Genomic DNA, 19,731 nt, shown 5'->3' on the forward strand with positions numbered 1-19,731 from the left:
TCCCTCTAGTATTACCAATTGTGACGCGGATGGGAGCTTTTTTAAGTGTCGCCCTAAAGTATACCATACTTTTGCTTAGGGGAATAATTTCTTTGCTAAAATTGCGCTTCTTTTCGTACGGTAAAACGTTGCTGTACCGCATCTTCGATGTTGTCCACTTGCTTGGGAGGGGTCCATTTGAAATCAGCGGGCCGGTCCGCGTCCATAGACATAAGATGCGCATCCCCGACCGTTACGCGGTAGGTCAGATGCGAAACGTTACGGGTTCGGGAAAAGGAGTGGTATGCAAGCGTGTAAGCATCTTCGTACAACTGCCTGCGGTCAGGCACTTCTCCCTGTTGCAGACGCACTTCAACAAGCAGGGTATTCTCCTGCCACTTCACACGCTTAATATTATAATGGGTTCGGGTCGATGTAAACAAATCGGCTACATTATGTTCACTCAAGTCAAAAGATGGCATCGCTTGAAAGGTTGGCATATCTTTTTCCTGTCCGTTCATCGTCACAGACGGCACAATCGACAGCGCCAACGCAAGTCCAACTGATGCAGCAATCCCGGCCACAAAAGAACGGGTCATCTGACATCCCTCCTTACCTCATTGTACAAAGAAAAAAAGCAGGGTATGCCTGCTTCTCTCATGCTGCACCAAGTCAGCGCTGTTTTATTTTTTTATGTGACCGCAAATGGTTACTCGTCCGTATCCACGACACCGTGGCGAGTAAAAATCACTGCTTTGCCGCGTACTTTGATCGCGGATGTGTGTTCGGTGAACTGAGCGAGCATTACTTCGCCTTTGTCCAGCTTCTCCGTATGGTGGAAGCGTGTATCCGTACCGCGCGTCAACCCAATCACGTGAACACCATTTTCTTTTGCTTTAATCACAAAAAAGTCATGGTGGTGCTGATTGTTTTCCAAACCGGTTCCCCCTCTTGTTATGTAGAACTACACTTAACTATGTCCCAGAAAGGCTGGGCCTGTCAATATATAGCTTACATGAAGGCAAGGTAGAACAGGTAAGCAATTCCATAAAGCAGGACAACAGGGAGTATCCACAAAAAGATCAGGGTTTTTGATTTATTCATGATCAGTCACCTCTTGGTTATAGATTGTACGGGGGTGGGGGATTTATGCACCTGGTTACGTGCGTGGTTGGGTCAGTGGCTGGACTGGACTCCTTCGCTCACTACTTAGCCATTCCGCCAGGATGATTGACTGTACGCTCTGAAAGGAGCATGGGGGAACAGGTCAAAAAATTTCGAAGAAGTTAATCAAACGGAGAGTTTGCCCCTGAAAGCGTCTCCCCCATGCTCCTATCGAAGCTGGGTGGGATTGGCTAAAAAGCTCGCTCAGGAGTCTTGTCCAGCCCCTGACCCAAGACAGCCGAAGACAACGTTCATAATGATGGTAATAATATGAAGGAAAAGAAAATGACACAAAGAAAAAAGCCACTTTTTGGCTGTTTAGAAGCATCCAAAATGGTGGCTTTCGTGATTATGCTATCGCTGATTTTCTTTCACTTTTACTAGTGCATTTTTTCGTACTCGATTGACGATTCGGTTAACAGAACAGCGTTAACTAAACCCCGTTCTGACCTACAATCGTCCCGTAATCTTTTTCACGTAGTTTTGAGTCTCACGCGGGAGCTGTTGGATCTTCATCTCCAGCTCTGCATCGGTGTCGATATCCAGACGGTCAATCCGGCCTGGGCCTGCATTGTAGGCTGCCAGTGCGACCTTGACATTGCCATCGTAGCGGTTCAGCAGTTGGCTGAGGTACTTGGTTCCACCTGTCAGATTCTGTACAGGGTCGTATGAGTTATTGACCTGCAGGGAGCGGGCTGTTCCGTCCATCAGCTGCATCAGTCCCTTGGCCCCTGCATGGGAAGTGGCGTTCGGGTTGAAATTGGACTCAGCACGAACCACTTCCTGAACCAGCTTCGGATTTACTCCATAGCGCTGTGCGACTTGTTGGATGGTAGTGAGGATCTGTGAGCGGCCAACCGGTGCTGTCTCTTCGTTTTCCAGCGGGGTACGGTAAGCGGCTGTCATCTCACCGGCATAGCTTTCAACCGTTTTGCGGCGGGATGTGTTGACCATCGCCTCTGGTGAACCGTCCAGATCAGCTAATACCTCTTCAGCAGACATGACCGTCTGGAGTTTGCCCAGCTCCGCTTCCAACAGTTGATTAAAGGCTTCTTCTGTCGTACCCGCAAGCTGTTGGTTCTCTGAGCCAGACAAGCTGCTGACGGCTCCGTACAGCTTCGGATTATTTTGAATCAGCGAAAGGATGCGTGAATCCATGCTCATCTTATGTTCAACCCGTTTCATCCGATATTTTCTGCGTTTTCATTATAATCTGGGCACGCAATTCCCGCCAAGCCCCAGTTTTTTGGTAAACAATAAAATCATGATCGTTCAGCCACTTGTTCTGTGCGAACGAAAGGCCTCAACAAGGAAATTTTGCTAACGAATCAAAAGTCAATATCCCCTGTGTATCTGCCTGCATAACTTGAATAGCAGATCAATAGATTTCAGGAGGAGAACCCATGTCAGATGCTTTCGTCGCACGATCACTGGATGAAATTCGCTTTTGGTCACGAATTATGAAGGAACATTCTCTATTTTTAAAACTTGGATTTAATTATGACGATACACAATTAATTCAAGAAGCTGACCGTTTTTATGCACTGTTTGAAGAGATCGAAAACCAGGCCCTCTCTTTTCCAACCGATCTGGACCCACAATTCATGGCTCGTTTCAACTCCAATGTCCATACTGCTGTTTGTCAAATATGGGCTTTTAAAAGAAAAATATTAGGTTTGATCATATCATGCCAGATTGGTGGGAATAACTTCCCTCTCTTAGTTGATCACATCAGCCGGGAAGCCGCTTACTTTATGAATCGCTTGGAACAACTCAACTCAGGCACACTCGATCCACTGCCAGACGCTATCATCAACGAAAATGTTTTTTTCCTTCGTATCATGGCAGATCATACCAAGTTTATCGGTCATTTACTTGATCCGTCCGAACGGAAATTGGTCGAACAGGCAAAAGAATTCAGTCATGACTTTGATCAGCTTTTGTTCAATGCCATTGATTTAGATTCCATGCGCCCCGAATCACAAACCGTTCCGTTGCTGGATCAGTTTGTTGATCAGAATAAGGTCTCGGTTAAACAGCTGCGCGACTTTAAAAAGACGGCCCATGAACTGATTGAAGCCTGCCGCATCAAGAGCCTTATTCCTCCCCTGCTTGCAGACCATGTTTTCCGTGAAGCCTCCAGATTCCTAGAGATCCTCGACATGTTTGAAGCCTCATTACAAAGAACGAAGGGATGCTAAGTCAGTAAAAGCCAGTTCGCTTGCTATTACAAAAAAATAAAAACACCTCTCATTGAAGGGATACCAAAATGAGAAGCGTCATCATTGTAGTGGCGTATTCTTACATCCAAATTGCAAGCGAACCCACGAGATATTATTTCCTAATGTTAGATTCATTCATGTAATCCGTGCATCGTTCCTAACACGTTCTTCTGAATAAATGGTCGGAATGCAGGGATTTGAACCCTGGACCTCACCCACCCCAAGGGTGCGCGCTACCGGGCTGCGCCACATCCCGACGTCTGTTTATCATTATAATAAAAGGTTTTTTCCAAGTCAATATTTCCTTGGTAAATCACTGGAAATGTAAAAAAGCCCTCCTCTCAAATAAGGATGGGCTTCTCTCTTAATACTTGATTAAGCTGAATACTTCTGCGCGCGCCATTGCATCGTTTTCAAAGATACCACGAACCGCAGAGGTAACTGTTTTGGCACCCGGCTTCTTCACACCGCGCATCGTCATGCACATATGTTCTGCTTCGAGTACGACCACTACACCAGATGGTTGCAGCTTCTTCATGATCGCATTCGCCACTGTAGAAGTAATGCGCTCTTGCAATTGCGGACGGCGTGATACAGTCTCAACAGCGCGGGCCAATTTACTCAGACCAACGACACGACCGCCTTGTGGTATGTATGCAACATGTGCGACGCCAAAGAACGGAACCAGGTGATGTTCACACATGGAGTAAAACGGAATATCTTTGACCAGTACCATCTCTTCGTGATCTTCACTGAAAATGGTTTCAAAGTATGTCTCTTCGTTAACATGCATACCTTCGAATGCTTCTTGATACATTTTTGCAACCCGTTTTGGTGTATCAAGCAAGCCTTCACGATCCGGGTCTTCCCCAACCGCTTCTAAAATCATACGGACTGCCGTTTTGAGTTTTTCATGATCAACACTCATCTATCTAACCCTCCTCAAACCTGCCAAAAGAAACAAGACCCATATTACCATAATGCCCCTGAAATTTCAAAACTAAAATGTGTTGTGGGGGGTGTTGTGCGGGAGAGAGGCGGGGCTGGTTGGGGCATCGCCTTGTTGAGACCCCGCGAGGGGGATTGTACTGGCCGCTCCGAAAGGAGCATGGAGAAATAGGGTCAAAATTTCCGGAGAAGCGGATTCAAGCGGAGCGTTTGCCCCTAAAAGCGTTTCCCCATGCTCCTTTCTTCGCTGGGTAGGGTCTCAAAGAGGACGGTGTCCCAACCAGCCCCGCCTCTCTCCACACGGTTTGGAGGGAGAATGGGTGAAAGCAGGCTCGGGGGAGTCTTTTTCTCTTAAAATGCTTCCCTGAGTCGGCCCACTCCCCCCATTCCAGAGTTGGGTATCACTTGTCGGGGTCTTTTAACAATCCTCCTAGCGGAGGAAGATGCAAAGAGAGGCGCTTTCAGGGGCAAACGCTACGTTTGAATTCACTTCCGTAAAATTTTTGACCCGTCCTCTCTTTGCAGCTTTCGCAGCGGGCAGTCTTCACTCCCTTGCGGGATTGTTAATCGTACCCCGACAAGTGATACCCAACTCCCCAACCAAAAAACCCGCCATCCATAACGGACAGCGGGCTTTCTATGTAAGGCGTAGCACCAAATATGATTACTTGATGGAATCCTTAAGCTGTTTACCTGGTTTGAAAGCTGGGATCTTGCTGGAAGCGATCTCGATTTCTTCACCGGTTTGTGGGTTACGGCCTTTACGGGCTGCGCGTTCACGCACCTCGAAGTTACCAAAGCCGATCAATTGAACTTTCTCGCCGTCTTTGAGAGCTTCAGCGATAGCATCAAGAACAGCATCAACTGCTTTTGTAGCATCCTTCTTGGTGAGTTCGGTGGTTTCTGCCACTTTTGCGATAAGGTCTGTTTTGTTCATGTTTTGTTCACCTCCCCTCAAAGAAGTTCTTGTATTAGTTTGTCTATACAGATCGTGTCGTTTTTATACGTTGAATGGCTGAAATTACCGTTCTGACAAGCTTTATAGTAATACACGAACCCTTTAAATTCAAGCACTTTCATGTGCAAACCCTTATGAAATAAGAAAAAAGACCCCTAGTTCCCTAGAAGTCTTTTGGACAAGTCCTCAATATTTAGGTCTTTCTGAGCAAAATTAGAGGATGATCGCAATCAGTCCACCTGAACCTTCATTGATAATGCGGCCCAAAGTCTCTTGCAGTTTGTAGCGCGCATTGTCAGGCATCATAGTGATTTTGGCCTGGATGCCTTCGCGGACGATGGAGTGGAGAGAGCGTCCGAAGATGTCTGAGTTCCAGATCGCCAGCGGATCTTTATCGAAGTCTTGCATCAGGTAGCGTACCAGCTCTTCGGACTGTTTCTCCGTACCAATGATCGGTGCGAACTCGGACTCGACGTCGACGCGGATCATGTGGATGGATGGTGCAGTCGCTTTCAGGCGGACACCGAAGCGTGGGCCTTGGCGGATCATTTCTGGTTCGTCCAAGGTCATCTCATGCAGCGATGGTGCTGCGATGCCGTATCCGGTGCTTCTGACCATGTGGAGTGCTTCTGCCACTTGATCGTATTCTTTCTTCGCATGAGCGAACTCTTGCATGATTTTGAGCAGATGGTCTTTTCCGGCGATTTCGACGCCGACGATCTCCATCAGGATTTGATCATAGAGGTGGTCAGGTGCATGCAGGTCGATCTCTGCAATCCCTTGACCCATATCCATCCCGGCGAGTCCTGCACGTTCTACGAAATCGTAATCGTTAAAGTGTCCAACTACGCGGTCCACATCGCGCAGACGACGGATATCTTTAACAGTCTCGCGGACAGATTCTTCATAGTTTTGGCGCAGCCAGTGACCGCTCTCCAGCACCATGACCCAGCTTGGGAGGTTGACGTTGACTTCATGTACCGGGAATTCGAAGAGCACTTCACGCAGGATCATCATCACTTCCGGCTCTGTCATGGAGTCAGCGGAGAGTGCGACGACTGGTACGTCATACTTTTCCTGTAATTCACCGCGAAGGGATTGAGCCTCTTCAGAGCGTGGGCGGGTGGAGTTGATCAGGATGACGAATGGTTTGCCTACCTCTTTGAGCTCGTTGACTACACGCTCTTCGGCATCGATGTAGCCGGCACGCGGGATTTCTGCGATGGAGCCGTCGGTGGTGACCACGATTCCGATGGTGGAATGCTCTTGGATGACTTTACGGGTCCCTACCTCAGCCGCCTCCATGAAAGGCACTGGCTCCTCGTACCAAGGCGTGTTGACCATGCGAGGTCCGTTCTCGTCCTCAAAGCCCTTCGCCCCATCAACCGTGTAGCCGACGCAGTCAACGAGGCGGACATTGATGTTGAGCCCGTCTGTGACGTTGAGCTGTACGGCTTGGTTTGGCACGAATTTCGGCTCGGTCGTCATGATCGTTCTGCCGGAAGCGCTTTGCGGAAGCTCATCTACCGCGCGGATGCGGTCTGCTTCGGAGGCAATGTTCGGGATGACCGCCTGCTCCATGAAGCGTTTGATGAACGTAGATTTACCTGTACGCACAGGGCCTACGATACCCAGATAGATATCACCACCTGTACGCTCCGCAATGTCTTTGAAAATGTCGATCTTTTCCACCATCGAAAACCTCCTTTATTTGTCTATCTTCATCCTATGGCTTTTTTTTTCGGTTTATCCCTCTTGTCTTAGGGATTTGTGAGAAGCTTCGTACAAGTTCTCGTGGACAGTATAAATATATGTACAGGTCTGGTTGATAGAACAAAAATCTTTCTTCTCGCAAACAAAATGGCAAAAAAATAACTCCACCGCTTATATATGCAGGGAGTCATCAGGTTTATTCCATTTTTTTATAATTTCATTAAAACTGGTTCGCCGTTCTCCATCTTGTACGGGAAGGATTTGATCGGCACAAAGAAAGAGTTGCGGGCTACCACATAACGCGGGTCGGTGTCTTTTGGGATCTCTAGCTTATTCTCGCGGATCAAGGTAGCGAGATCGCTTGCGTAGTCGATACCCACCTCCCCTTTTGCGTTCATGATGTAGGAGTTGAGCTGATGGGTATAAAAGCTCTCCACCTGCTTATGACGGCTGGCGAGGCTGATTTTGTCCAGCTTGATCGTGTAGTAGCCGTTGCCGAGGTCTTTATCGATCGGCAATTCTTGGTGGAACTCGATGTAGTTGCTGACGGCCTGCTGCACCTCACGCACGGTGCTGACCGTACCCAGATCGATCAGCTTCACCAGTGGCTTGGTCTCGACATCGATCAGTACATACTTGAACAGACCGCCTTTTTCAAATGCGTTCGCGGGTGCGTCCGGCAAGTATTTGGGGGTCAACTTGTTAAAATCAATCTCGTATTTTTCAAAAAACGGTGTGTTGACGTCTCTTGTCACGATCGGCAGAATTCCGGTGTCTGCCTGGAATTTTTCAATAGCAGTCTGGGTCATCTCGACATAGGTCTCATGCGGGATCTGGTTCTCCCCGCGCCGTTCATTGGGGTACAGACACCCGCCCAGCAAGGTAGAAAGGATGCCCAGCACAAGCACCAGGCGGATTTGTCTGGCAAAACGTTTCATGAAGCTACTCCTCCTAGAAAAAACCTTCTTCTTCCTCTTGTCTTTGACGCTCCAAGGCGGCTTGCACCACTGATTTGAAGCGGCTTTCCGGGATGCGGACGACGCAATCCTGGTTGGTCACCTTGGTCTGACAGGCCAGCCTGAGGCCCTGAGCCAGCTCTTTTTCGCTCAGCTTGCGCTCCTCGACCTCACTCACCGGTGTGACACTGCCCCGCTCGATCTTCACCTTACACATTAGGCAGGACGCTTGTCCGTCGCAGCGCTGTGGGATGATGACACGCGCGGCACGGGAGAGGCTGAGAAGCGTCTGGCCGGCACGGGCTTGTACAACTTTGCCTCTGGGTTGAAACGTTATTTTGGCCATTGGAGACCTCCCATCAGTACGGACTGTGTGTCAACTCGATCTCGCCCTCTTCCTCGGTGACACGGATCTGGCAACCGAGGCGAAAGCCGTTTTGCCGCTCCTCTTTGCGCAGACGGAGCTTTTCTTCTTTGGTGATCGGGTTAAGCGCTTCCGCTCCCTTGACCACTTTGGTCCGGCATTGGGCACAAATACCACGGGTGCAGGCATGTCCCCAGCGGACTTTATTTTGCTTCGCCACTTCGACGATGGTTTGGTTTACTTCCGCCTGTACGTGGTGTGTTCCTTCATAGGTGTTCAGTACGATGGGTCTCATGTTGGCCCTCTCCTTTTACGCGAACAATACGATGATAATCATCACAAACGTGGCGACGAGCAGGATCGCTGCTACCGTTTTCAATAAAAAGCTGAACAGTTTGTTTTGCAATTTGCGAGCAAAAAGCATCAAAAAGTTACATACAAACATAAAAAAGATCGCCAAAAGCGAAATATTCATTTTGGTCATTGGATCAAGAACCATCTTGCAACAGCACCTTTACTCGCTTGATTTAGAATTTTATTATAGCACATTTGATCGGGACACGAACCCATTTTTGAACATCGACATAGGATATCAAGACCGACTATCGCCCAGAGGGGGTACATGTTATGGTACAAAATCGTAAATGGCGGAATCCTTATGCTTCTATCGTAAAAAAATCCAAACCGGCTCAAGCCACTCAAGCTCCCAAAGCGTCTGTTGCCCTGACACCACAGGCCGCTCAAAAAAGACCACCTGCCACGTCCCGGCTGGTCCCTGTCGACCTGCGCTCCTCCGTCTCGTGGGTACGTAACAACCTCAAAGGAATCGGCAGTACAATCCGCCAGATGGAAGAGACCATGGACACTCTGCACGGGGCTATGCAGATGATCGAGTCGCTCGGCGTCGGACGCCCTTCGCTCAAAGCTGCCAAATCCACCGGACGCGGCCCTGTCACGGATGAGCTGCTAGATGATGATCAGGACGATGATACCGCCAACCGTGTCGGCAATCTGCTCAACAACATCGACCTGAATCAACTGATGAGTCTGCTTCAGTCCCCACTGGTTCAAAACCTGCTGAATCAAAATCTCGGCGCTTCCACCAACAACAGCACACGAAAAAAAGAGGGTTGATTACACCCTCTTTTTTTCATTTCGTATTCAACTTGGAGTGAACTGTAACGACCATGTCCCTGTAGAGCCATGATTGTTCCTAGTCTTACTCTATGTGGCATGCGGAAGGGGCGCAACCGACATCATCGCCCATTTCTACCGCTTGTACGTGCAGGCTATTTGAGGAATTTGGATAAAGATGACAAATCGTTCGGATTGATTTCATTGTTCTTAAACATCTCGACGATTTTGTTCTCTTGATCGGCAGTCAGGCTCTTGCCGCTTAAGCCCGCCAGCGTCTTGATAATCTGACGAAGCTTGTTTTCGTCCTGCAAAAGATCATTCTTGTTGACAGAACCCGCCAGCGACCGGAGTTGTCCCTCATCAAGATTCCCCATTTTTCCTTTGAGCTTGTCAAACAAACCGCGCGTGTTTTTGTTAAACATGCTGCACTCCTCCTTCATGAGCCCATTAGGCGTTCTTCCCTAATGTATGAAGGGTTGTGCTAAAACGTGTAAAAGTTATTTTGTGCGCGTACGATATCTTCCATCTCGAAGGTACGGCCACGCCCCATCAGCTCTTCCACGCCTTGACGCGGGTCTTTGCCCTCGAATAAGACCTGATACAGCATCTTGGTGATCGGCAGCTCTACATCTTCACGTGTGGAGAGCGCATAGGCCGCTTGAGTGGTACGGACACCTTCGACGACCATGCCCATCTGCTGGAGCACCTCATCAAGCTTCTTGCCTTGTCCGAGCATATAGCCTGTGCGCCAGTTGCGGCTGTGCTTGCTCGTGCAGGTCACGATCAAATCCCCTACCCCAGCCAGCCCGGCAAACGTAAGCGGATTAGCCCCCAGCTTCACGCCAAGACGACCGATCTCAGCAAGACCACGGGTGATTAACGCAGCCTTGGCATTATCGCCAAATCCAAGACCGTCAGACATTCCGGCACCAAGAGCAATGATGTTTTTGAGTGCGCCTGCAATTTCTGCTCCGACGGTATCAGGATTGGTGTAGACACGGAAATACGGATTCATCAGTACGTCCTGTGCCTGCATCATGCTCTCCTCAGAAGCAGACGAGACGACGATCGTGGTCGGTGATTTGCGGACGACCTCTTCAGCATGGCTGGGCCCGGTCAGGACGACGAGACGCTCAGCCATCTCAGGCGTAACCTCTTCGCTGATCACCTCAGACATGCGCTTGAGGCTCTCAATCTCAAAGCCCTTGGTCGCATGAATCAGGATCACGTCCGGCTCCACATACGGAGCAAGCATACGGGTCACGTCTCTCATCGCCTGGGATGGGACGACGATCAGCACGATTTTTTTGCCGGTCACGACCTGCTGCATATCGGTTTCTGCGCGGATCAACGGTGACAAGGTGACATCCGGCAGATATTTATGGTTGGTGTGTGTGGTGTTAATCTCGTGAGCCAGCTTCGGGTCACGGACCCAGATCGTGACTTGATGATGGTTGGCTGCCAGTACAGAAGCGAGTGCGGTTCCCCAACTGCCGGCACCAATAACGGCCACTTGTTTACTCAATAGCTTTCTCCTCCGCTCAACGTAAATTTCTGCCCGATTGATCCCCTAATTTTCGCTCTTTTCCTTGGATGAGATTGATAATGTTTTGATAATGGCGGACATAAGCAAAAATCGTAATCAACAAACTGACCCAAATCGTGGCCGGATGAACGTCAAAATAAACGAAGCCAAGCGGTACAGCGGTGACGAAAATCAGCGAACCCAGTGAGACATAACGGGTGATGGCAATCGCGAGCACAGCCAGGATGGCCGCTGCGATAAAGGCCGATGGAGAAATCGCGATTACGACTCCAATCGCAGTCGCGATCCCCTTCCCGCCACGGAATCCAAAGAAGATGGGCCAGTTATGTCCAATAATCGCAAAGATTCCAGCAAGTGCGTAAGCAAGCGGGTCGCCACCGGTGATCCAGTGGGTGATCAGCATGGCGACCACTGCTTTTAATGCGTCCAAAACAAGCACCAGAATAGCGGGCCCTTTTCCCAGGACTCGCAAGGTGTTGGTAGCACCGGCATTCCCGCTGCCGTGCTTACGAATGTCGATATTGGCTACTTTTTTCCCGATAAAATAGCTGAAGCTGATAGACCCCAGCAGGTACGCAATCACTAACGAGAAAATCAATGCCATATTACTCTCTCCCCTATGTTTTCTGGCGAGTCAGAATGCGGATCGGTGTCCCCTCAAAGACGAACGCTTCACGAATTTTATTCTCTAGGTAGCGCTCATAGGAAAAGTGCATCAGCTCTGGATCATTGACAAACATGATAAAGGTAGGCGGCTTTACCGCTGCCTGTGTCGCGTAGTTGATGCGCAGACGCTTGCCTTTGTCAGACGGTGGTGGTGTGATGATGGTCGCATCGGTGATCAGGTCATTGAGCACAGATGTGTTGACACGCATAGTGTGGGCCTCCGCCACTTCGTTGACTTTCGGCAAGATCGTATGTACGCGCTGTTTGGTTTTGGCTGATACATAGAGAATCGGTGCATAGCTCAAATACTTGAACTCGGTGCGGATCAGCTCAGTGAAACGGTTCATGGTTTTGTCGTCTTTCTCGACGGCATCCCATTTGTTGACGATGATGATGACACCTTTCCCCGCTTCATGCGCATATCCGGCGATTTTTTTGTCGTGTTCGATGATGCCTTCCTCGCCGTTGATCACCATCAGGACAACGTCAGATTCCTCGATCGCTTTGAGGGCGCGCATTACACTGTATTTTTCGATAGACTCGTACACTTTCCCTTTTTTCCGCATACCAGCCGTGTCGATCAGGACATATTCCTGACCATCGCGTTCAAATGGGGTGTCAATCGCATCACGGGTCGTACCCGCTACATCAGAGACGATAACGCGCTCTTCGCCAAGCAGGGCATTGGTCAAGGAGGATTTGCCGACATTCGGACGGCCGATAATGCTGATGCGGATTGTTTCGTCTTCTTCCGGTACTTCTTCCGGCTGCGGGAAATAAGAAATGACAGCGTCGAGCATGTCACCAAGACCCAAACCGTGGCTTCCGGAAATCGGGAATGGATCACCTACCCCCAACTGATAAAATTCATAGACTTCGTTACGCATCTCAGGGTTGTCGACTTTGTTGACGGCAAGCACGATTGGTTTGCCCGTACGGTTGAGCATACGTGCTACGTCCATATCCGCGTCTGTCACCCCTGTGCGGACATCACAGATCAAGATGACAACATCTGCTTCATCAATCGCCAGCTCCGCCTGTACACGCATCTGGGTCAGGATCTGGTCTTGTTCGCCGAACTCCAATCCACCGGTGTCGATGATGTGGAACCAACGATCCAGCCACTCTGCCTTACTGTAGATACGGTCACGGGTCACGCCCGGCTTGTCCTCAACGATGGAGATACGCTCTCCTACCAAACGGTTAAAGATTGTCGACTTACCTACATTCGGGCGTCCAACAATCGCAACAACAGGTAATCCCATATTATGCAACTCACTCTCTCTCATGTCTGTTTTTCATTTTCACATCGCACTATCTTACCATAATCTAGCGATGGCGGACAATGACCAGCGTTTTTTCATTGATCTGATGCACCATGGCATCCAGTATTTTTTCCAAGGTAAAAGCGGTCTTCTGCAATTCATCCGGGGACTTCACCGCAAAAATAGGGGCGCCCCCGGCTATATTTTCTTTTTCCATCGTGACAATCGCCATGATCTGTGCAGCCATGCTAGTTGCCCCCTCTCTGATTGACCGGCGCTTCTGACGGCATACGGACCGTGCTCTCCAAGATCGGAACTTTGCAGATAATTGCTTTGGCTTGTTCCTTGTCCTGTATCAACGGGAGCAGAAACACTCCGATGCGGCCTGTCTTCATATCGCGCTTGGCGAGCGGGGTAAGCGATGGTTCTCCCTCGTCGGTATAGACCCCAAGCTGTGTGGAAGCATCATGCAGCAGGGCCTGACGCTGTCCCGGGTGGGAGATCGTCACATTGGCATTCATATTTTTCGGGGTGAGGATAAAGCCCATCCCATACTCACGGATGACCTGCTGGGCATCACGGGAACCTACGTTCATGATGTAGATATCCCCTACATACAGGTCTGGTCCATCGACCCGTACTTCAGCGTGATCGACCGAGACGATGTGAGCAAGGTTTTTGCCTGATTTAAAAAGACGCGCGATCAGCACCGTCAGAATACCAGCAATCACTCCACCCCACCAGTTGTACAGCACCGTGGCGAGCGTGGTGACCATTGATGATAAAATAACGAGATAGTTGCGCCCTTCAAACAGCTGGGCAATCCCCTCGATATAGGTTTTGCCGCGTGGGACCAGCTCTGTCTCATCCACCGCTTGCAAGGATGTCCGCTCCATGTTGCGTACATCACGGAACTGCTGGGCTGCCAATGATAAAAAGGTAACAGCGGTATAGTTTTCTTTCAACAGCGAAGGCACAGCAACCGCGCCCAGCCCAGAGGCGATCGCCCCCAGCGCCAGATGGATCATCGTGCCATGCGGATAAGTGGGATACTGACGGTAATCCGTCCGAAGCAGATACAATCTGGTCAAGATCCCAAAGGTAAAGCCGAAAATCAGGGGAATCACGTACTCGTTCGCAAACAATTCTTTTAGCAGCATGTCATCACCTGTTTGGATTTGTTTTGGAACGCACCCGAAGATTCGCGGCCATCCGGCCAACAGCAGTCCCGCCCCGATATACCACCAGCCACACTACTGTGGCGACTCCCCAGAGAGCAAAGCTCAGCCAGAACATATCCTGCGCATGTCCGCTGCCCAGCTCCAAGTCTGTCAGCTGATCCAAGTAACTCAGCATATACAGCGCATCAGAGAGCGGCAGTGCCAACAACAGCATGAAAAAGTGATACAGGCGGCTACGGGTCATGCCATACAGAATCACGACCACCACAATCGGAACCAGAAACGTATCCTCCAACACCAAAAGCACCGGGTCAAAGAATAGCATCTTACGCACGACAAACACCATGACCGCACTCATAAACGTAGCGATCAACAAAGGCATCCGCCGTTTTTTCGGTACCGCTGCCCAGCACCATCCGGCGAACAGCAACGGTACAAGCACCCCGCCGACATTGACATGCACGGGGAGAAAATACAACTGCCAACTGGAAAAGGAACAGACGATCCAAGCGGTCACAAAAGCCAGTGCTGACCGCCTGCCAAGCCCAATCTGCCGCAACGGTCCATCCAGGCTGCCCATCCAGATCAGACACAGCATCGACCATTGGAGAATGATCGCAACAATACCTTCGTTCATGGGGTACTCCTCTTGATTTTTCTAGCAAAAGTGCTACCCCTAGTATCCCTCTTTCCTATGGCTTTCATAACGATCTAGGAAAATGAAATTTCACCGTGGCCGTCCCAACCGCAAAAAGAACGAGGGCTTCTGTAACCAAGCCCTATTCCCCCCGCAGTGAAAACTTGCGGGAATCAATATCCCGCTGGCGCAGCCACACCTCCGTATCTCCATGGATCGTAAATGGTGCTTGCTGAAGTCCCGCCACTGTACGCACGCCCAATGCTGTCATCGCTACACGCAGCTGGTGGTGCAGCCCATCGACGAAAGCCAGCGCTCTCTCCATCGGCAGGGTCTGTACCACGCGCAGGAAGGTACCTGCCATGCCAGCCGCCGATGCGCCGAGTGCCAGCGCCTTCGCCACCTCCAGACCATTGCGAATCCCGCCTGTCGCCAAGAACGAGACTCCAGACACATCCGCCACAGAAGCCTCCAGCAGACTCTGTACCGTGGTCAAACCCCAATCATCAAACATCGACAGCGGCTCATCCTTGCGCTGATTCTCAATCGAGGCAAAATTGGTTCCGCCCTTGCCGCCGACATCGATAATCTTCACTCCTACGTCACCCAGCTGCCGGATGCTTTGACGGCTCATTCCAAAGCCGACCTCTTTGACGATCACCGGCACTTCAAGTGATTGCACAATCCGTTCGATGTTTTTCAAATATCCGGTAAAATCACGGTCTCCCTCTGGCATGATCAGCTCTTGCATCACATTCAGATGAATCTGCATCGCATCGGCTTCGAGCATGTCCACGGCAAGCTTGGCCTGCTCCACCGTCGCCTCTGCTCCCAGATTGGTAAATACGAGACCGTCGGGATTCTCCTGACGTACAACGCGATAGCTGCCTATCAGCTCCGGGTCCCGGATGGCCGCCATCTGTGAGCCGATCGCCATCGCCAAGCCTTTTTCCCGTGCGAGGGTAGCAAGCTTGCGGTTCACTTCGGTTGTCTCTGCAGAGCCGCCGGTCATGGCATTGATGATGATCGGCGAAGGAAGGGTAAGCGTATGTAAGGTTGTCGTTACATCTATGTCATGGTAAGTCGTATTGGATAGTGCATTTGGGATGAAACGGATGTCATCCATGCCCTGATTCCCTGCTTGTCCTGTTGCTAATGCATACTTGATGTGATCCCATTTGCGCTGGGAGCGACTCATCCGTATTCCCTGCCTTTCGCGGAAAAAAAGGATACGCGCGCGCGTACCCTTTTCCCAATCGTGCTTTTGTTTACTTGAATTTATCCTTGAGATCACCGAACAGGTCACCGAGGGTAATCCCCATGCCTTGTTGGTTGTTCTCTTGTACGAATTGTTGATGCTCGCGGCGGCTTGCTTGCTCTTTCTTCTCCTCTTTTTCCTCATCGAGGGCACGGATGGAGAGAGAAATGCGTTGTTCAGCCGGGTTGAGGTCGAGAATTTTGACGGTGACTTCTTGACCTTCTTTGAGCACTTCGCCTGGAGTGGCTACACGGCGGTTCGCAATTTGAGAGATGTGTACCAGACCTTCTACACCAGGAGCGATTTCGACGAATGCGCCGAAGCTTGCAAGGCGTTTGACGGTACCTGCTACAATGTCACCTTTCTTGAACTGACCAGCCGCTTGTGCATATGGACCTGGTTGTGTTTCTTTGATGCTGAGGGAAATGCGCTCGTTTTCTTTGTCCACTTTGAGTACTTTTACTTGTACCTTGTCGCCTTCTTTTACCACGTCGGATGGCTTATCCACGTGATTCCAAGCCAGCTCAGATACGTGTACCAGACCGTCTACGCCGCCGATGTCAACGAACACACCGAAATCGGTGAGGCGTTGCACGGTACCTTCGAGGACTTGACCTGGGGTGAGTCCTTCGAGTACTTGTGCTTTGCCCTGCTTCGCTTCATCTTCGAGCACAGCCTTGTGAGAGAGGATCACTTTGTTCTTTTCCTTGTCCATCTCCACCACTTTGAGGGTGAGGGTACGACCTATGTAGTCAGAGAAATCTTCCACAAAATGGCGCTCAACCATGGAGGCTGGGATGAAACCACGAAGACCTACGTCTACAACCAGACCGCCTTTGACAACTTCTTTTACAGCAGCTTCGATGATGTCACCGCGCTCCATTTTACCAGCCAGCTCATCCCATGCTTTTTCCACGGTGATGGCTTTTTTGGATACGACGAGTTCTTCTTTTTCGTCGTTGAGCTTGGTTACTTTTACTTCGAATTCATCGCCGACATTTACCACATCGGAAACTTTTTCTACATGCAATCCAGAAAGCTCGCTGATCGGAATCAGACCATCGTATTTGTAGCCGACATCAACCAATGCCTGCTTGTCTTCTACTTTGGTCACTTTTGCCTTTACGACATCGCCCACAGACAAGGTTTTCAAATCTGTGAGACTCAGGCTGTTGTTTGTTTCTTCAACCATTGACTAAACCTCCTTGAGTACCATCCTGTTCGCGTGAAACAGATGATTGCAGCAGCGGGATAGTATTGTGTATAATGAACCTTCGCCAAAATTGGCGAGTGGTCTTACAAAATATGCAGGCTGTTAGGCTTATTATTTTTCCATCCCCGGTTTTTCATACAAGCGATTACGCTTTATGTGTATCAATGAGTTGTTGAATCTGACGCATGATGTGATCAGTAGTTGCGGTGACCGTGTCGGATCCACCTTTTGCCTCTTTAAACTCGGTTAAATCAACGGGCTTGCCATACACAATCGTCACGGGACGGAAAAGCTGATAAGGCCCGATGATGGCCACGGGAATCACGACGGCATTGGAGCGGAGAGCGAAGAGGGCTGTGCCCGGCATTCCTTTTCCCAGCTCACCAGTCTTGCTTCGTGTGCCTTCCGGAAAAATTCCTAATATTTTTCCACTTTCGAGCAATTGGAGGGTCGAACGGATTGCGGAACGGTCTCCGCCTCCCCGTTTGACCGGAAAAGCACCAAATTGGGTAATCAGCCAGCCTAGTACCGGAATCTTGAATAGCTCCTCTTTGGCCATGAAATTGACTTGGCGCTCAATACCGGAACCCAAAAGCGGCGGGTCCCAGTTGCTGATGTGGTTGGAGCACAGGATCACAGGCCCGTCTTGCGGGATATTCTCTCTGCCAACCACACGCCAGCGGAAAAAGAAGCTGAAAACAAAGCGGAAGAGCGCGCGGAAAAACTTATACAATCCCACTGCCTTCACCCGCTTGCTTACAGATTGTGAGGATCTTATCCACCACTTGATCGATCGAGAGCCCTGTCGTGTCGACCAGTACAGCATCGTCAGCCTGACGGAGCGGTGCTACTTCACGCTCACTGTCACGCTTGTCGCGCTCTGCGATCTCTTGTTTGAGCTGCTCCAGATCGGCTTCATTGCCTTTGCCGATCAGCTCGGCATAACGGCGCTGCGCCCGCTCATCCACAGAGGCGGTCAAGAAAATTTTTACATCAGCATTCGGCAACACATGTGTCCCGATATCACGGCCATCCATCACGACGTTGCCTGACTCGGCCATCATCCGCTGGAGCACAAGCATCTGTGCGCGGACATCACCGTAGCTGGCGACGATGGAAGCATGATTGCTCACTTCCTGTGTGCGGATCAGGGATGTGATATCCTGGTCGTTCCAATAGACATGCTGTCCGTCTTCTTCACGTCTCAGCTCAATACGCGCGGACGTGAGCAGCGCGGATACCTCCTGCTGGTTATCAACAGGAACACCTTGTTGCAACGTAGCCCATGCGAGAGCGCGATACATGGCACCGGTGTCGATGTAAACAAAGTTGAGCTCGGAAGCGATTTGCTGTGCAACAGTACTTTTACCTGCTCCGGCTGGTCCATCAATTGCAATCTTCATCTTTACGAATCACCTACTAGAGAAAATAAGAAAAGCTTCGATCGAAGTGTGTCCCGATGAAGCCTAACCATGGAATATCGTACCACAAAACATGCAAAGACGCAAACTTACGGCACTTGGGCGGCACCTTCCAAACGCACGGTTTCTACAAGCATTTGACGAATCGGGTCGAATGCGTAAAGGAATTGTCCTCCCACAAGTCCGGCGATACATACGGCTACCAACGTCACGATGCCTTTTTCGACGCGCTCTGAAAGCTTTTTGTAGCGGGTGTTGTACTCTTCTTGCCGACTCAATTGTCTTCGCTCCTTTTGACGAAAAAAAATTATTCGTTGATCCCTTTTTTCCGAAGCTCCAACTGTTTCTCGTAGCAGGCACGGACGATTTTGGCACGGTCCGATTCGTGGATATCGAGGAATTTTACTGAAATGGACAGTTGCCCGGATCTGAGCTCCTTGATCCGGATGATCTCAGCATCGGCCATCGCATGCAGCACCGGGCCTGCTTTAAGCGGCAGGGAAATCCAGATGCGCAGCTGATCCTTTGGGAACAGCTTGCAATAAGAGGGGCAGACAAATGCAAGCCCCCCGCCGCTGACGTCTACGGTCTTGGCGAGAAAATGGTGCTCACCTGCTGCATTCTCAGCTTTGACGGCGATGTCTACGGAAAGATTTACACGTAAATAACCACGGCGCTGTGTGCGTGTAATCTTGTCTTTTTCGGGTATGTGCAGAAGAATCAGTGGAATGTTTTCTGTGCGTTTCCCCTGGATTTTGGTCTTAAAATCATAGCGGGAACCATCCGTACCGACGTACCAAATGTGCCATTCTGTGCCCGTCTCAAATCTGCCGCTTGAGCGTCCGGTCTCTTCGTTGATCGGCAATTCAATCGCAGCAATTCCTTTGGCAATATCCATATCAGCTACACGTGATTTATATACCTCATTACTCTTATCTTCTACTAAAGTTACCGGACTCAAACGTATGATCTGTCCAACTTGTGGCAGTACAATCACCGACCGTTTCCCCCTTATGTATATCCCCTTGCAGTCTTTTTCCCACTATTATACATTCCGAAACCCATTAACAGCAAATAGAGAAGTTGGGATCGGGCGCCAACTT

At 50.0% G+C, this 19,731-nt stretch carries 25 protein-coding genes and 1 tRNA gene; 2 read left to right on the plus strand and 24 right to left on the minus strand.

Annotated elements, in window-relative coordinates; genetic code table 11:
- Window positions 1-95: 95 nt before the first annotated feature.
- The 3 genes from FGI41_RS06585 to FGI41_RS06595 form a co-directional block, all read right to left on the minus strand.
- The gene (locus FGI41_RS06585; protein ID WP_139489174.1) at window positions 96-578 is read right to left on the minus strand and encodes a hypothetical protein; all 483 of its coding nucleotides are present in this window, start codon (window positions 576-578) and stop codon (window positions 96-98) included.
- A gap of 110 nt (window positions 579-688) precedes the next feature.
- Window positions 689-916: a trp RNA-binding attenuation protein MtrB gene (gene mtrB / locus FGI41_RS06590; RefSeq protein WP_139489175.1), complete on the minus strand. Its 228-nt coding sequence runs from the start codon at window positions 914-916 to the stop codon at window positions 689-691.
- Between the two features lie 677 nt (window positions 917-1,593).
- The gene (locus FGI41_RS06595; RefSeq protein ID WP_368656620.1) at window positions 1,594-2,307 is read right to left on the minus strand and encodes a lytic transglycosylase domain-containing protein; all 714 of its coding nucleotides are present in this window, start codon (window positions 2,305-2,307) and stop codon (window positions 1,594-1,596) included.
- A 239-nt stretch (window positions 2,308-2,546) separates the two neighbouring features.
- Between FGI41_RS06595 and FGI41_RS06600 the strand changes: the two genes are divergently transcribed.
- Window positions 2,547-3,344: a DUF2935 domain-containing protein gene (locus FGI41_RS06600; protein WP_139489176.1), complete on the plus strand. Its 798-nt coding sequence runs from the start codon at window positions 2,547-2,549 to the stop codon at window positions 3,342-3,344.
- Window positions 3,345-3,544: 200 nt separating this feature from the next.
- Here the strand turns inward: FGI41_RS06600 and FGI41_RS06605 are convergent.
- From FGI41_RS06605 to FGI41_RS06640, 8 genes are all read right to left on the minus strand, one after another.
- Window positions 3,545-3,621 (minus strand) — tRNA-Pro (locus FGI41_RS06605).
- Window positions 3,622-3,729: 108 nt separating this feature from the next.
- Window positions 3,730-4,293 carry a GTP cyclohydrolase I FolE gene (gene folE / locus FGI41_RS06610; protein WP_139489177.1) on the minus strand — a complete coding sequence of 188 codons (564 nt, stop codon included), beginning with the start codon at window positions 4,291-4,293 and terminating at the stop codon, window positions 3,730-3,732.
- Between the two features lie 684 nt (window positions 4,294-4,977).
- Window positions 4,978-5,250, minus strand: coding sequence for an HU family DNA-binding protein (locus FGI41_RS06615; RefSeq protein WP_139489178.1), 273 nt, complete (start codon window positions 5,248-5,250; stop codon window positions 4,978-4,980).
- Window positions 5,251-5,484: 234 nt separating this feature from the next.
- Window positions 5,485-6,963, minus strand: coding sequence for a stage IV sporulation protein A (gene spoIVA / locus FGI41_RS06620; RefSeq protein WP_139489658.1), 1,479 nt, complete (start codon window positions 6,961-6,963; stop codon window positions 5,485-5,487).
- Window positions 6,964-7,193: 230 nt separating this feature from the next.
- The gene (locus FGI41_RS06625) at window positions 7,194-7,922 is read right to left on the minus strand and encodes a YphF family lipoprotein (RefSeq protein WP_139489179.1); all 729 of its coding nucleotides are present in this window, start codon (window positions 7,920-7,922) and stop codon (window positions 7,194-7,196) included.
- A 13-nt stretch (window positions 7,923-7,935) separates the two neighbouring features.
- Window positions 7,936-8,286, minus strand: coding sequence for a 2Fe-2S iron-sulfur cluster-binding protein (locus FGI41_RS06630; protein WP_139489180.1), 351 nt, complete (start codon window positions 8,284-8,286; stop codon window positions 7,936-7,938).
- Window positions 8,287-8,299: 13 nt separating this feature from the next.
- A complete protein-coding gene (locus FGI41_RS06635; RefSeq protein WP_139489181.1) occupies window positions 8,300-8,599 on the minus strand; it encodes a 2Fe-2S iron-sulfur cluster-binding protein in 300 nt (99 codons plus the stop codon).
- 15 nt (window positions 8,600-8,614) lie between these two features.
- On the minus strand, window positions 8,615-8,803 hold the full coding sequence (locus tag FGI41_RS06640; RefSeq protein ID WP_139489182.1) for a DUF2768 family protein: 189 nt from the start codon (window positions 8,801-8,803) through the stop codon (window positions 8,615-8,617).
- Window positions 8,804-8,931: 128 nt separating this feature from the next.
- Here FGI41_RS06640 and FGI41_RS06645 point away from each other — a divergent pair, with 128 nt between their 5' ends.
- Entirely contained in the window at window positions 8,932-9,438 is a 507-nt protein-coding gene (locus FGI41_RS06645) for a hypothetical protein (RefSeq protein ID WP_139489183.1), read from the plus strand.
- Window positions 9,439-9,593: 155 nt separating this feature from the next.
- Here FGI41_RS06645 and FGI41_RS06650 read toward each other — a convergent pair whose 3' ends face one another.
- The 13 genes from FGI41_RS06650 to FGI41_RS06710 all read right to left on the minus strand — a co-directional run bounded on the left by FGI41_RS06650 (window position 9,594) and on the right by FGI41_RS06710 (window position 19,625).
- A complete protein-coding gene (locus FGI41_RS06650; RefSeq protein WP_139489184.1) occupies window positions 9,594-9,863 on the minus strand; it encodes a stage VI sporulation protein F in 270 nt (89 codons plus the stop codon).
- A gap of 59 nt (window positions 9,864-9,922) precedes the next feature.
- A complete protein-coding gene (locus FGI41_RS06655) occupies window positions 9,923-10,966 on the minus strand; it encodes an NAD(P)H-dependent glycerol-3-phosphate dehydrogenase (protein ID WP_139489185.1) in 1,044 nt (347 codons plus the stop codon).
- Between the two features lie 16 nt (window positions 10,967-10,982).
- Window positions 10,983-11,591 carry a glycerol-3-phosphate 1-O-acyltransferase PlsY gene (gene plsY, locus FGI41_RS06660; protein ID WP_139489186.1) on the minus strand — a complete coding sequence of 203 codons (609 nt, stop codon included), beginning with the start codon at window positions 11,589-11,591 and terminating at the stop codon, window positions 10,983-10,985.
- 13 nt (window positions 11,592-11,604) lie between these two features.
- Window positions 11,605-12,918, minus strand: coding sequence for a ribosome biogenesis GTPase Der (gene der / locus FGI41_RS06665; protein WP_139489187.1), 1,314 nt, complete (start codon window positions 12,916-12,918; stop codon window positions 11,605-11,607).
- Between the two features lie 64 nt (window positions 12,919-12,982).
- Window positions 12,983-13,165, minus strand: a complete 183-nt coding sequence (locus tag FGI41_RS06670; RefSeq protein ID WP_139489188.1) for a capping complex subunit for YIEGIA — start codon at window positions 13,163-13,165, stop codon at window positions 12,983-12,985.
- Between the two features lies 1 nt (window position 13,166).
- Entirely contained in the window at window positions 13,167-14,075 is a 909-nt protein-coding gene (locus FGI41_RS06675) for a YIEGIA family protein (RefSeq protein WP_139489660.1), read from the minus strand.
- 7 nt (window positions 14,076-14,082) lie between these two features.
- Window positions 14,083-14,736 (minus strand): YphA family membrane protein, encoded by a 654-nt coding sequence (locus FGI41_RS06680; protein ID WP_139489189.1) that lies wholly within the window; start codon window positions 14,734-14,736, stop codon window positions 14,083-14,085.
- A 142-nt stretch (window positions 14,737-14,878) separates the two neighbouring features.
- The gene (gene fni / locus FGI41_RS06685) at window positions 14,879-15,934 is read right to left on the minus strand and encodes a type 2 isopentenyl-diphosphate Delta-isomerase (RefSeq protein WP_139489190.1); all 1,056 of its coding nucleotides are present in this window, start codon (window positions 15,932-15,934) and stop codon (window positions 14,879-14,881) included.
- A gap of 70 nt (window positions 15,935-16,004) precedes the next feature.
- Window positions 16,005-17,186, minus strand: a complete 1,182-nt coding sequence (gene rpsA, locus FGI41_RS06690) for a 30S ribosomal protein S1 (protein ID WP_139489191.1) — start codon at window positions 17,184-17,186, stop codon at window positions 16,005-16,007.
- A 166-nt stretch (window positions 17,187-17,352) separates the two neighbouring features.
- Window positions 17,353-17,946, minus strand: a complete 594-nt coding sequence (locus FGI41_RS06695) for a lysophospholipid acyltransferase family protein (protein ID WP_139489192.1) — start codon at window positions 17,944-17,946, stop codon at window positions 17,353-17,355.
- Window positions 17,933-18,610, minus strand: coding sequence for a (d)CMP kinase (gene cmk, locus FGI41_RS06700; RefSeq protein ID WP_139489193.1), 678 nt, complete (start codon window positions 18,608-18,610; stop codon window positions 17,933-17,935). The genes FGI41_RS06695 and cmk overlap by 14 nt, the downstream gene beginning before the upstream one ends.
- A gap of 107 nt (window positions 18,611-18,717) precedes the next feature.
- On the minus strand, window positions 18,718-18,906 hold the full coding sequence (locus FGI41_RS06705) for a hypothetical protein (RefSeq protein WP_139489194.1): 189 nt from the start codon (window positions 18,904-18,906) through the stop codon (window positions 18,718-18,720).
- A gap of 29 nt (window positions 18,907-18,935) precedes the next feature.
- The gene (locus tag FGI41_RS06710) at window positions 18,936-19,625 is read right to left on the minus strand and encodes a flagellar brake protein (RefSeq protein WP_255298355.1); all 690 of its coding nucleotides are present in this window, start codon (window positions 19,623-19,625) and stop codon (window positions 18,936-18,938) included.
- Window positions 19,626-19,731 lie beyond the last annotated feature (106 nt).

The sequence above is a fragment of the Brevibacillus dissolubilis genome, from assembly GCF_006170445.1.
Taxonomy (GTDB): domain Bacteria; phylum Bacillota; class Bacilli; order Brevibacillales; family Brevibacillaceae; genus Brevibacillus_B; species Brevibacillus_B dissolubilis.

Excerpts from the sequence above, each read along its gene's own strand:
- FGI41_RS06645 (WP_139489183.1), top strand. The coding sequence starts at position 8,932 with ATGGTACAAAATCGTAAATGGCGGAATCCTTATGCTTCTATCGTAAAA.
- cmk (WP_139489193.1), bottom strand. The coding sequence starts at position 18,610 with ATGAAGATTGCAATTGATGGACCAGCCGGAGCAGGTAAAAGTACTGTT.
- FGI41_RS06650 (WP_139489184.1), bottom strand. The coding sequence starts at position 9,863 with ATGTTTAACAAAAACACGCGCGGTTTGTTTGACAAGCTCAAAGGAAAA.
- FGI41_RS06625 (WP_139489179.1), bottom strand. The coding sequence starts at position 7,922 with ATGAAACGTTTTGCCAGACAAATCCGCCTGGTGCTTGTGCTGGGCATC.
- FGI41_RS06595 (WP_368656620.1), bottom strand. The coding sequence starts at position 2,307 with ATGAGCATGGATTCACGCATCCTTTCGCTGATTCAAAATAATCCGAAG.
- FGI41_RS06680 (WP_139489189.1), bottom strand. The coding sequence starts at position 14,736 with ATGAACGAAGGTATTGTTGCGATCATTCTCCAATGGTCGATGCTGTGT.
- FGI41_RS06635 (WP_139489181.1), bottom strand. The coding sequence starts at position 8,599 with ATGAGACCCATCGTACTGAACACCTATGAAGGAACACACCACGTACAG.
- FGI41_RS06615 (WP_139489178.1), bottom strand. The coding sequence starts at position 5,250 with ATGAACAAAACAGACCTTATCGCAAAAGTGGCAGAAACCACCGAACTC.
- plsY (WP_139489186.1), bottom strand. The coding sequence starts at position 11,591 with ATGGCATTGATTTTCTCGTTAGTGATTGCGTACCTGCTGGGGTCTATC.
- rpsA (WP_139489191.1), bottom strand. The coding sequence starts at position 17,186 with ATGGTTGAAGAAACAAACAACAGCCTGAGTCTCACAGATTTGAAAACC.
- FGI41_RS06640 (WP_139489182.1), bottom strand. The coding sequence starts at position 8,803 with ATGGTTCTTGATCCAATGACCAAAATGAATATTTCGCTTTTGGCGATC.
- folE (WP_139489177.1), bottom strand. The coding sequence starts at position 4,293 with ATGAGTGTTGATCATGAAAAACTCAAAACGGCAGTCCGTATGATTTTA.
- der (WP_139489187.1), bottom strand. The coding sequence starts at position 12,918 with ATGGGATTACCTGTTGTTGCGATTGTTGGACGCCCGAATGTAGGTAAG.
- fni (WP_139489190.1), bottom strand. The coding sequence starts at position 15,934 with ATGAGTCGCTCCCAGCGCAAATGGGATCACATCAAGTATGCATTAGCA.
- FGI41_RS06600 (WP_139489176.1), top strand. The coding sequence starts at position 2,547 with ATGTCAGATGCTTTCGTCGCACGATCACTGGATGAAATTCGCTTTTGG.
- FGI41_RS06670 (WP_139489188.1), bottom strand. The coding sequence starts at position 13,165 with ATGGCTGCACAGATCATGGCGATTGTCACGATGGAAAAAGAAAATATA.
- FGI41_RS06585 (WP_139489174.1), bottom strand. The coding sequence starts at position 578 with ATGACCCGTTCTTTTGTGGCCGGGATTGCTGCATCAGTTGGACTTGCG.
- FGI41_RS06630 (WP_139489180.1), bottom strand. The coding sequence starts at position 8,286 with ATGGCCAAAATAACGTTTCAACCCAGAGGCAAAGTTGTACAAGCCCGT.